The sequence below is a fragment of the Paenibacillus caui genome (assembly GCF_019904135.1).
Classification (GTDB): Bacteria; Bacillota; Bacilli; order Paenibacillales; family Paenibacillaceae; genus Fontibacillus; species Fontibacillus caui.
This window is the reverse complement of record NZ_JAIOGQ010000056.1, coordinates 1-10,875: the sequence shown is the minus strand read 5'-3', so window position 1 is coordinate 10,875 and position 10,875 is coordinate 1. Positions and strand designations below refer to the sequence as shown.

Annotated in this window: 10 protein-coding genes; 1 reads left to right on the top strand and 9 read right to left on the bottom strand. The window is 50.3% G+C overall.

Annotated features, from left to right (window positions below; genetic code table 11):
• Positions 1–484: 484 nt before the first annotated feature.
• The 4 genes from K7397_RS20610 to K7397_RS20595 form a co-directional block, all read right to left on the bottom strand.
• Entirely contained in the window at positions 485–1,336 is an 852-nt protein-coding gene (locus K7397_RS20610; RefSeq protein WP_223070470.1) for a hypothetical protein, read from the bottom strand.
• Positions 1,337–2,052: 716 nt separating this feature from the next.
• Positions 2,053–2,532, bottom strand: a complete 480-nt coding sequence (gene rlmH, locus K7397_RS20605) for a 23S rRNA (pseudouridine(1915)-N(3))-methyltransferase RlmH (RefSeq protein ID WP_223070469.1) — start codon at positions 2,530–2,532, stop codon at positions 2,053–2,055.
• Positions 2,533–2,715: 183 nt separating this feature from the next.
• On the bottom strand, positions 2,716–2,883 hold the full coding sequence (locus K7397_RS20600) for a CxxH/CxxC protein (protein ID WP_223070471.1): 168 nt from the start codon (positions 2,881–2,883) through the stop codon (positions 2,716–2,718).
• 57 nt (positions 2,884–2,940) lie between these two features.
• Complete coding sequence (locus tag K7397_RS20595) at positions 2,941–4,248, bottom strand: S1C family serine protease (RefSeq protein WP_223070468.1); 1,308 nt, start codon at positions 4,246–4,248, stop codon at positions 2,941–2,943.
• Positions 4,249–4,966: 718 nt separating this feature from the next.
• Here K7397_RS20595 and K7397_RS20590 point away from each other — a divergent pair.
• Positions 4,967–5,170 carry a nitrile hydratase subunit beta gene (locus K7397_RS20590; RefSeq protein ID WP_223070467.1) on the top strand — a complete coding sequence of 68 codons (204 nt, stop codon included), beginning with the start codon at positions 4,967–4,969 and terminating at the stop codon, positions 5,168–5,170.
• Here the strand turns inward: K7397_RS20590 and K7397_RS20585 are convergent.
• The 5 genes from K7397_RS20585 to yycF form a co-directional block, all read right to left on the bottom strand.
• On the bottom strand, positions 5,139–5,945 hold the full coding sequence (locus K7397_RS20585; protein WP_223070466.1) for an MBL fold metallo-hydrolase: 807 nt from the start codon (positions 5,943–5,945) through the stop codon (positions 5,139–5,141). The genes K7397_RS20590 and K7397_RS20585 overlap by 32 nt on opposite strands.
• 7 nt (positions 5,946–5,952) lie before the next feature.
• Positions 5,953–6,696 carry a two-component system regulatory protein YycI gene (yycI, locus tag K7397_RS20580; protein ID WP_223070465.1) on the bottom strand — a complete coding sequence of 248 codons (744 nt, stop codon included), beginning with the start codon at positions 6,694–6,696 and terminating at the stop codon, positions 5,953–5,955.
• A 26-nt stretch (positions 6,697–6,722) separates the two neighbouring features.
• Entirely contained in the window at positions 6,723–8,000 is a 1,278-nt protein-coding gene (locus tag K7397_RS20575) for a YycH family regulatory protein (RefSeq protein WP_223070464.1), read from the bottom strand.
• Entirely contained in the window at positions 7,997–9,748 is a 1,752-nt protein-coding gene (gene walK, locus K7397_RS20570) for a cell wall metabolism sensor histidine kinase WalK (protein ID WP_475600042.1), read from the bottom strand. Before walK ends, K7397_RS20575 begins: the two co-directional genes overlap by 4 nt.
• 76 nt (positions 9,749–9,824) lie before the next feature.
• Positions 9,825–10,538: a response regulator YycF gene (gene yycF / locus K7397_RS20565; protein WP_223070462.1), complete on the bottom strand. Its 714-nt coding sequence runs from the start codon at positions 10,536–10,538 to the stop codon at positions 9,825–9,827.
• Positions 10,539–10,875 lie beyond the last annotated feature (337 nt).

Below are 10,875 nucleotides of genomic sequence, written 5' to 3'. Positions count from 1 at the left end.
AACGAACAGAAATTCTGCAGGTCTGCCCTTTTTTATGTCCGAAGTCACCTGAGACGAAAATACACCACCAACTACTCCTTAGATTCTGCTGTCTAATTCTCAATCACGGAATTATGCAAAATGCTCAATTAAGAAAATCACAAGAACATTATAGTCCCTAAGTAGAGTTTTTCCAATAAAATGTAGTGAATTATTAATTGCGTACTACATGGTACAAACTAAAGTGGTTCCTAATAATATCTTATATAGCCATTAATTTACTAATCATCTCCATTCCCTCTTTCTTCGAAGTGAATATCTGTTTAAAAAACTTGACAAAATCAATTCTCGCTCTACTTATGATAAGGTTCTCCGCGCTAGCTGAAACGGCAAGTTTTAGAGCCGTCCAGTATAGGACGGCTCTCCTCAATTATCTTGCTTTTTTAGCATTAAAAATTTTGTAGGATCATGATATCTTTTCTCGCTTACAACCATTCAAAATTTATCAAGCCGACGCATTATGAAGAAAGACGGCGATATATTGGTAGTCAACATAAAATTCATTGCCTCGATTAATTAACATTCCATACTGTTCTTTTCGCCGCTCAATTAAACCAACGCCTGAAAATAAATAGTCTTTATGGTTATGCACTAAAAGCTTCAGGTCTTCGAAATAACCTCTAAAGTTAACTGGAGCATTATCAAAAAAGAACTCCTCGAAGTATACTCTAAAGTTATAATCTCCGTCTCGTAATTCTAGGACGACCCTTTTGTCATTTGTTTCAACATTTTGAATATAACCCTCAACACTTCTAGTCCAACCCACATCATCGTCAGTTAAATTAATTAGAGACCTATTTCTAACAGAGGGCTCCTTAATATTACTCTCACCGCTTGCCAAATCAGCATCAGGACCTGTTGTAGGAACAATATTAAGAGTAGGATTCTCACCAGAGTCTGGATTTACTTTCGGTCTAGGCCTTTTATTGTTATTAGATTTTGGCTTGTCTGCTCCCGACTCTTGTTCCCTCCTCTTTTTCTTCAGGTTGTCAAGTACATTTTTAACATGCTTATCACTTAATGCCATAGTAGAAGTAGCAACAGATTTTTGTTTGTTTGCTGTAACCACTCTCTCAAAATAATCAATACAGTCCTGAATATGATCATTCTTAGGCCAAGTTTTAAAGTGTGCTCTCACTTTTCCTTTTGGAACATATGAAAGTCTTGCAGTGCACCCTGGATAGGTACAATACAAATTATTTTTGACATCAATGAAATTCTCGTGTTGTTCAATGTTACTTACCGTTACCAATTCTTCATGGTCTTCTGATTTGTAAATAGATTCATAAATCGGCATATTACCTAATCATCCTTTCCTGTTTTGTGGGACAGTAAGAAATCCTTTCTATGTATGTACCTCCCGACTTTTTGCCGTTCTTACAAAATCAGTCTCATCTTTCCGAACGAAAAAGCGAACATAAAATGAACATTTCATCATGATCTTATTTTATTCTTGCCTAGTCTGACTGACATCTGATAGTATTAACACATCGTGATTCGAAACGGATAATTATATTTAGTAAGTGTCTTCAATGTCCCCACATTGAGAGATCTACCGAACGGACATTGGAAAACTCTGTCCCATTTTCATTGTATCTTTTTACTTTATTTAAAGTCAAAAAGGCTAAGGTCGCTATTTGGCGATTTTGGCCTTTTTTGTCTAAATTTGCCCAAATACCTTAACTAATGTACGTGCAATCTCGTTATTTCTTGTTAGCACTCTATTTCGTAGAGTGCTAACAAGATTCGTAAAAAATTTTTATCCAACCTCTCTTTTGAGGGTTATTTCAATTTCTAGAGGATCACTTATGCTCCTTTGTAAAGCGTCAATTGCAACAGTTGCGTCCTAACAGTTCTGACTTTTGACACTAAGGAAACGGGGCTCCGTGGGGTTATGGTAGGCCCAAACCAAACAAACCGCAAGTCAAATCCGAGGGGATTCGCTTAAATGAAACGGCGAAAATCCTTACCTGGCAAGGATTCCGTCCGATCGCCCGCCAAAAAAACTTGCCCCTACTTATGATACGGTTCCCCCCGATTAATCTTCACCGCCCGGTAAATCTGCTCCGTTAACACCAGCCGCATGAGCTGGTGCGGCAGGGTCATGCGGCCGAAGCAGAGGCGCTGCTGGGCGCGCTTCAGGACGTCGTCGGACAGGCCGTGGCTGCCGCCGATGAGGAAGACGACGTGGCTGCTGCCGTAGGTGCCGAGCTTGTCCAGCTCGGCGGCCAGCTCCTCGGAGCTCCACAGCTTGCCGTCCAGCGTCAGCGCGATGACGTGGGAGTCCGGCTTGATTTGCGCGAGGATGCGCTCACCCTCGCGGTCTTTGACGAGGCTGACCTCGGCATCGCTAAGCGTGTCGGGCGCTTTCTCGTCGGCGACCTCGACGATCTGGAATTTTACGTACGGCGTCAGCCGCTTGGCGTATTCGGCAATGCCCTGGACAAGGTATTTCTCCTTCAGTTTGCCGACACCGATGATTTGAATAAACATGGTGACCTCCCTAATATGTATCAAACCCTTCTATCGCAACAAAAGCAGCCCATCAGCAAGCGCGACTATGGCATTAATACTGTGTTCCTCTTCTAAATCCCTTGCTCCATAATATTCATTGTGCCCTCTTAGCCGCAAAAAAAGAGCGTATCCCACGCTCTTTCCTCATAGCCACAGCTTATATTACACCACCAGAAACTCGGCCTTCTTCTCGCACTCGCAGCACTTGGCCGGCGGGTCCCAGTCGGCAAACTCCGTTTCGTTCAAATCGACGACGTCCGGCGCATCCTCAAATTCATCTACAAACATGTCGATCGCAAGCTCCAGGTGTTCTTTGCACACTACATACATTCTTACAAGCATCCTCTCTTTGCTCCGGATCAACCCGGAGCTTATGCGGCTGTATCCTTATTTGCTAGGGTCTTCCTGACCCTGATCCTGTCCCTGACTCTCACTTTGGTCCGGGTCCGTTTCGCCATCCGGATTGTTCTCCGCATCGGCCGGCTTTTCGATCAGATGTACGGTGACGCTATGCAGCTCGCCATCCCGGTAAAAGACGACTTTCATATCTTCACCGATCTTCTTCTCTTCATACAAATATTTGCGCAGGTCGAGCGTCGAAGAGATCGGCTGCCCATCCAGCTTGGTTATGACATCGTTCAGCTCAAGTCCCGCCTTAGCGGCCGGTCCGTGCGCTTCAAGCACGATGACGCCTTCCGTCACATCGTCCGGCAGCTTCAAATCCTGCCGCTGTTCGTCCGTGATCGGCGAGTACGGATTGTCGAGATCCAGCGAGTAGATGCCGAGGTATGGCCGGGATACTTTGCCGTACTGCATCAGGTCATCAACCGTCTGCATGACCTGGTTCGACGGGATCGCGAAGCCGAGACCTTCCACCCCGGTATCCGAAATCTTCATCGTGTTAATGCCGATCACTTTGCCGTTCAGATCGGCCAGTGCCCCGCCACTGTTCCCCTCGTTAATGGCCGCATCGGTCTGGATCACTTCCTGCTCCCAGTCGTACACGCCGTCCTGGTTCAGCGATACCGGAATAATGCGGTTAGTGTAACTGATAATGCCGGATGTTTGGGTACCGCTCAGTCCCAGCGGATTGCCCACCGCGATCACCGTCTCGCCGAGACGCAGCTTTTTGGAGTCGCCGATCTCGGCTACGGTCTTGATGCCCTTGTCGTCGATCTCCAGCAGGGCGATATCGGTAACCTGGTCTTTGCCGACAACGGTCACCTTTTTCGACAAGCCATCAGCAGTGACTACTTCCAAATTATCCGCGCCTTCGATCACATGGTCGTTCGTGACGACGTAGGCCTTGCCCTTATCCTTCTTGATAACGACCCCCGACCCAAGTGCGGAGGGATCTTCCGAATAGGCCTCGCTCATGCCGTTTTGATGATTGACAATGCTGACTACCGCAGGGCGAACCTTCGCCGACGCCTGGATAATTTTCTCGTCATAATCTTGCCTGCCTACGCTGCTGGACAAAGCGCCGGCCTGTTTCGTCGTGGAGGGGAGTCCCGTTATGTAGCTGAACAACAAAACAGCGAAAACCGAACTCACTATGGAACAAATGACTGCAATCTGAAGGGTGGACAGACCCTTCCGCCTGCGCGGAGCGCTCCATTTTCCGCTCATATCCTTCGCCATACGGGCTCTTCTGGACACTTTGGTGGAATAGAAATCATCATCAAACAGTCCCATTGTCACCGCTCCCCTCCGCTCTTCTCTCCCGGTACTTCTATCCGACTTTCAGGGCCGCTCCTTGCCAAGGTGCCTGAAAGGTAAATCGCTGTTTTCAACATTGTTTTTCACTCTCGTGGTTATATTTCATAAATTTTCAGGAACATGCTTCGGGAATCAACGGTCCGCTACACAAGCGGTCTAAATGAATCGCTTCGCCGTAAATCCTCCATCATTGTATGCGGCAATATGGCCGATATTCTTAGGCGACAGGAGTGAAATATGGCGGACAGGAAGCTTTTAGGCTTAGGGTTCTGCTCCGTTTGTCCAGTCCCCCGGTTTTGCCAATTCCCTCACTTATATAACGGCATTTCAGCAATGAATGTTGCTAGCAATTCCTCATTTTTTCGGAACTATTCAGGAAGAACAAGCCTCAGGGACGAGAGGAGCCTTGCCCTGGTGTCATCAGGAATATTTCTACGTAGTGAAGACTATACTAGTACCAGTTGATAGATTCATTTTATCACAATCTGTGTAACGTTAAAGCAGATTCATCTAGGAAAATCGAACCAAAATCGTACACTTGGAAAAAGCGGGCCGGCCGGTTTATCCTATACTTCTATTTACCCTTTTTCAAAGGATCTGCCCACTTCTTTTTTCCATTTCAGCATCATTTATTTTCACGGCCTTTCGCCACCGCGCAGGATAGTTCAAATGAAGAGAAGGAGGATGTCCACCCATGGATTCTTATTCCCCAATGAACGACGTCAATATGCTCGCCAAGCTCGCGGATCTTAAAGACGGGCATTATCACAATCTGCTGATGCTAAGCGCCCTGATAGAGCTGCTAATTGAGAAGGGCATTTTGACCCGGGAGGAACTCGAGGAGCGTGCCGTCCGGCTGGACGAATTTACAGATCACCCACCGTATCCCATGGCGTAGGCTTGTCGTAATACGTTTCGCACAGCTTGAATTCGCTGTCCTTGTAGAAGCAGCCACGGTCTTCCATCGCTTCCCTGACCGACATTTTGGCCAGATCCAGCATGTTGTGCTCCCGGCTGAGGTGAGCGAGATAAGCCCGCTTCGTTCGGCCGTTCATCAGCTGGCTCATCACTTCGCCTGCCGCTTCGTTGGACAAGTGGCCCATATCGCCCAGAATACGGCGCTTGATATTCCACGGATAACGTCCCATGCGCAGCATTTCGATATCATGGTTGGCCTCAAGCACGAACACGTCCGAATCCGCGATCGTCTGCATCACGCGGTCGCTGGCATAACCCAGGTCGGTTACGACGCTCAGCTTCTCCTTGCCGTCATAGAAGCAGTAGCCAACCGGTTCTGCCGCATCGTGGGAGACTGGAAAAGATTCCACCCGCAGCGAACCGAAATCGCGCACCTCCCCTGTGCCGAAATGGTGGCGGTTCTCTTCGGGGATGTTCCCGAGCGCCTTCTCCATCGCTCCCCATGTCTTCTCGTTCGCATAGATCGGCAGATTAAATTTGCGCGCCACCGCACCAAGTCCCTTGATATGATCCGAATGCTCGTGCGTAACGAGAATGCCCGTCAAATTCTCCCCGGACACTTCCCGCTCCAGAAGCAGTTCCTCAATGCGCCGGGCGCTTAAGCCCGCATCAATCATCAGCGTAATATCGTCATACGCAATGACCGTTGCATTGCCGGTAGATCCGCTGGACAGCACTGTAAATCGTATTCCCATTTCCCCATTACTCCTTTGTTTTGTCACTGCTTGGACTGATGACATCTCCGCTGATGCCCTGCACGTAATATATCTCTCCGCTCTCGAGCGTAAACCGCCAGACCGGCGCCGCCACCTGCGCATCGGAATTGAACAGCTCGCCGTAATAGCCAAGCTCTATCGATTTCACCACGGCATTGTTCGGCAAATAATTTTCCACCAGATTGCCGAGCGCCTTGGAGGCAGACAGCACACGCTGGCGTTTCTCCTCCCCGCTGGAGTTGATCTCGATCTGCTGCTGGGTGTAGGAGAAAATGCGCTGGTCGCTGTAATGCAGCTGCAGGTTCACCCGAAACAGCGGAAATTTCCCGTCCACCAGCGGATGCAGGATAAACATGCCGTCGGTATTATTCGCCGGATCGTAACGGTAATTTTCAATGCCGGGAATGCTTCCCTTCAAGGCGCCAACAAGCTCGTCCGGTTCAAAAATAAGCTTGCTGTAGACCGGTTCCGCGAGCTGCATTTGCTTGCCCGAATCTTTGCCGATAAACCCGTAGCTGATCTTCGGCAACTCCGGAGTAACGCTCGGAATCTGGACCGCTACCTTGATGTTCCTCCCTTCCATGACCCTCTGCGTATTTTCCGTGAGAGAGGTCAGGTCCGGATTGGCATCTGCCTGCTCGCGCAGATCCATCCAAAGCTGGTAGCCAAGCACCAGGTTCAGCATGATGAACGCGTATATCAGCACATTTTTGGCTCTGCTCCAATCCACCTTGACTCCTCCTCTCGGAATTTTTTTTATTGCAGCATACGAACCGAGCCGTCTTTAAGCTCCAGCACCCACACCGGCTTCAGAACCAGCCCGCTCTCTTCCAGTACGGGACGGTATCCCGGGTAAAGATCCGCCACATCGTTGTCCTTCGAAACAGCAGCAATTCTGGCTTTCAGATCGTCGCCGCCGGCCAGCTTAACTATCCTTTTCTCCCGGTTCTCCTCTTTCATATAGATCAGGGAACGTTCATAAACCGTGGTCGTACTCTGGCGCATTTCCAGCTTCATTACACCGTAATGAAAATTCGGAACATCGATGATCGGAAAGCTGCTTGAATACTGCTGGAAGCGCACCGTTTGTTTGCCGTCGGTTTCCTCGCCTAGCTCCATCCGGTAATGCCCGTTCCAGCCGCCATGCTGATTGACAAAATCGACTGCGGATAAAGCATTTTTGTCCGGGCTGTTATCGCCAGTCGCCGGGACAGCCGGATCGGTATAGTTAATCCAGTTCTGGTTCTGTCTCACCTGCAGGCTCCGTTTGGAATCCGTATAAATTTCCGAGCCGTCCTTCTCCCGAATATTGCGCGTAATGCTCGGATCAAAGAACAGGCTGCGCTGCATTTGCTCTACCGTGAACTGGCCGATCTCAAATCCGGTCTCCACTAGCTCAAGCGGTTTTGCAGGCACATAATACGTGTTGTCAACCAGCGTATACGGCATCCAGCTTCGTCCAAAGTCGACATGCTGCTTCAGGTCCTGTACCGTGAGGTCCGCCTTGGCCGCCTCATAAACGACGTCACCTTTTACACTGAAAAAGAATACATGTACCTTGTCCGCTTCCTTCGGGCTATACAGGAATATCCGGTTGATGCTTTCGCTCTCAAACAGCGGATCAGGCTCGATCTGCATGATTTGCTGAAGCAGGGTCACGGGAACGCCGCTTCCGAACTCCAGCTCGATGCCTTCATCCTCGCTGCGGATTTTGGCCCAGTCCAAATTTTTCGCAACGTCCCGCTGGAAACCATCGAACTGACGGCCCTGAAGCCGTGAAAAAATCAGATTGTAGAACGTGGAATCCGGATAAAACACCGTATGCTTGTTTTCCCCCAGATGAACGACCATTTGCTTCGGAAAAATTACATGATCCACTTCCATCTCGGTTCCCATATTTTCGGTCATGACGTAGTCATTTTCCGTTTTGACAACCGGATCGCTCCCGGGCAGCCTGTAGATCAAGAAATAGCTTTGCACAAGGCTGGCAACGATCAGCAGGGCCAGCACAGCCGATTTCAAGGTCTCCTTCACGCTACCCCACCTCCCTCAGAACGGTTCGGCAGCGTAAAGGTTGCTTTCGTCCCTTTCCCAAGTTCCGAGTGAAGTGAAATCGCCCCGCCATGGGCCATTACAATTTCCCGGGCAATGGATAAGCCCAGTCCGGTTCCGCCCATATTGCGTGAGCGGGCCTTGTCTACCCGGTAAAAGCGTTCAAATATTCGGCTTAAATCTTTCTTCGGAATGCCGATTCCGTTGTCCTCCACCGATATTTGCACCATCCCGTCGCTGTCGTTCACGGCTTCAATCATAATAGTTCCGCCTTCCGGCGAATACTTCATCGCATTGGACACAAGATTGTCCAGCACCTGATCAATCTGATCCCGGTCCATCCACACCGTCCCGACATCTTCGCCAATCCGGATGCTCGATGTAATCCCCTTCTGCTTCATCTGGAAAGAGAAGCGGTCTTCCACATCCTCTAGCATCTCTTTCAGGTCGGTCTGCTGCTTGCGCAGCAGCGCTTCCTTGGAGTCCAGCCGCGACAAATGAAGCAGATCCGTCACCAGACGAATCATGCGCTCCGTCTCGTTCTGAATGACATGGGCAAAGCGCGGCCCCAGCTCCGGATGCTGCAGCGCACCGTCCTCGAGCGCCTCGGTATAGCTCTTGATCGTCGTCAGCGGCGTTCTCAGCTCGTGCGACACATTCGCGACAAATTCCCGCCGCGAAGCCTCCAGCTTCTCCTGCTCCGTGACATCCTGCAGCACCGCAATCGTCCCGATGATGCCGATATCGCGCCGGTGAATCGGGGTGAATGTCACCCGCACCAGCGACTCCTCCCCGGCCGCATTTCCTGCTTCGAGCAGCGTAGGCGGCAGTGTGCCCTGCTGCAGTTGTCCGTGCTGCTCGCCCGGCAGATGAAGCAGGTCGATAATGTCCCGCCCGTTCTCATCATGCTCGACCTGCAGCATGGCGGCCGCCCGGCGGTTCATCAGAATAATCGTGCCCGTCTCATCCGTGGCGATCACGCCATCGCTCATATTGGTGAGGATGGAGGCCAGCTTCTCCTTCTCCTCTTCGTTCTGGGCCAGCGCATCGCGCAGCCTCGTGGTCATATAGTTAAACGCATGGCTGAGCTGGCCGATCTCGTCGCTCCCCAGCACGGGCATGGTCTGATTGAAATTCCCTTCGGCCACCGCTGTCGCCCTTTTCGTCAATTCCTTGATGGGCGAAGTAATCGTATGAGCCAGAATGACGCCCAAAATCCCGGTCAGCACAAGCGCAATCAAAAGCCCGGAAATGAAAATGCCATTGATCCGCTCCATCGTGCTGTACAGGTCGCTCATCGATGCGGCGATATAGATGGCGCCGACGATTTTGCCGGAGCTGACGACCGGCTTGGCCACAACCTTTTTGCGGGTATCATCATCATCGATGATGTACTCTTCATTATCGCTGATGCCCTGCAGCGCGCGGCTCACCACCGTCTGGGTGTTCTTTCGCCCAACATAATTGGCATGCGAAGGCTTGGAAGTCGTAAGCACCTTGCCGCTGGCGTCAAGCACCTGAATTTCCGCTCCGTTGATGTTGAACAGGTTGTTCGCTATGACCCGCAAATTATCCAGCGACTCTTCCGCAGCTGTTCCGGCCGCCGTTCCCCCCAGGTTCTGGGCGACCAGCAGCGAGAGCAGCTCCGCCCGCGATTCCAGGTCCTTCGTGAAATTGCTGGTCAGCGAGTTCTTCATCGCACTTACGAAATAGACGCCGATCAGCTGCATCGCGATCAGAATCAGCAGAACATAAATAATAATTAACCGGGTCTGGATCGTGCGCAGAAATGAAGGCAGCTTCATGCTAGAATCCACCTGTCTTGGTGCTGCGCACCAAATAACCGAGTCCCCGGCGCGTCATAATCACTTCCGGCTTCCCCGGGTCGTTCTCGATCTTTTCGCGCAGACGGCGGATCGTCACATCCACCGTCCGGACGTCGCCGAAATACTCGAATCCCCACACCGCCTGTAGAAGGTGCTCGCGCGTCATGACCTTGCCTGCATTTTTCGCCATATAATAAAGGAGTTCATATTCCCGGTGCGTCAAATCAAGCGGCTCGCCATTCTTGTACACCGTGTACATATCCGTATCAATAAACAGGTCAAACAAGTGCAGTCCTTGCGGCTGCGCTTCTTCCCCGGCCACCTGGGCCTTGTTCTGCCGCCGCATCTGCGCTTTGACACGCGCAAGCAGCTCCCGCGCGCTGAACGGCTTGGTGACATAATCATCGGCCCCAAGCTCCAGACCCAGCACCTTGTCGATCTCGCCGTCTTTGGCCGTAAGCATAATAATTGGCGTCTCCAGCCTAGTGCGTACCTCGCGGCACACATCCATGCCGTCTTTCCCGGGAAGCATCAGATCAAGCAGAATCAGGTCGGGACGCTCCGAGAAAGCAAGCTTGACGGCTTCAATCCCGTCAAAGGCCAGAACGACTTCGTAGCCCTCTTTCTCCAGATTAAACTTTAAAATATCAGCGATCGGCTGTTCATCGTCTACAACCAGGATTTTTCCCTGCATATTCCCAAGATTCACCCCGTCATCTTATGCTTTCATCTTCTACTTCTTATCTTACCATACAAGGGGGACTCATCCTAAATTGTCTGAAAAAATAGAACCCCGAACGTACCTAAGAAAAATCGTCCGGAAATCGCGGACGGTCCTTTGTCGTGCTATGAGATACGTTTGTGCGTGGGGGAGGGATGGGACGGTATTCGTATCCATGACACCCTAGTAGCCTCTCAAATCTAATAGTATAGGATGGGTGGATATGGTATAGTTATGCCAAAAAGAGGAATTCATATATGCATCCGATCAAGAATCCCGTCCGATTAACCGTAGAAGAACAGGCAAGCCT

Bases quoted from the DNA above. Each gene is read 5' to 3' on its own strand.
- K7397_RS20610 (WP_223070470.1), bottom strand. From the start codon at position 1,336: ATGCCGATTTATGAATCTATTTACAAATCAGAAGACCATGAAGAATTG.
- rlmH (WP_223070469.1), bottom strand. From the start codon at position 2,532: ATGTTTATTCAAATCATCGGTGTCGGCAAACTGAAGGAGAAATACCTT.
- K7397_RS20600 (WP_223070471.1), bottom strand. From the start codon at position 2,883: ATGTATGTAGTGTGCAAAGAACACCTGGAGCTTGCGATCGACATGTTT.
- K7397_RS20595 (WP_223070468.1), bottom strand. From the start codon at position 4,248: ATGGGACTGTTTGATGATGATTTCTATTCCACCAAAGTGTCCAGAAGA.
- K7397_RS20590 (WP_223070467.1), top strand. From the start codon at position 4,967: ATGGATTCTTATTCCCCAATGAACGACGTCAATATGCTCGCCAAGCTC.
- K7397_RS20585 (WP_223070466.1), bottom strand. From the start codon at position 5,945: ATGGGAATACGATTTACAGTGCTGTCCAGCGGATCTACCGGCAATGCA.
- walK (WP_475600042.1), bottom strand. From the start codon at position 9,748: ATGCAGCTGATCGGCGTCTATTTCGTAAGTGCGATGAAGAACTCGCTG.
- yycF (WP_223070462.1), bottom strand. From the start codon at position 10,538: ATGCAGGGAAAAATCCTGGTTGTAGACGATGAACAGCCGATCGCTGAT.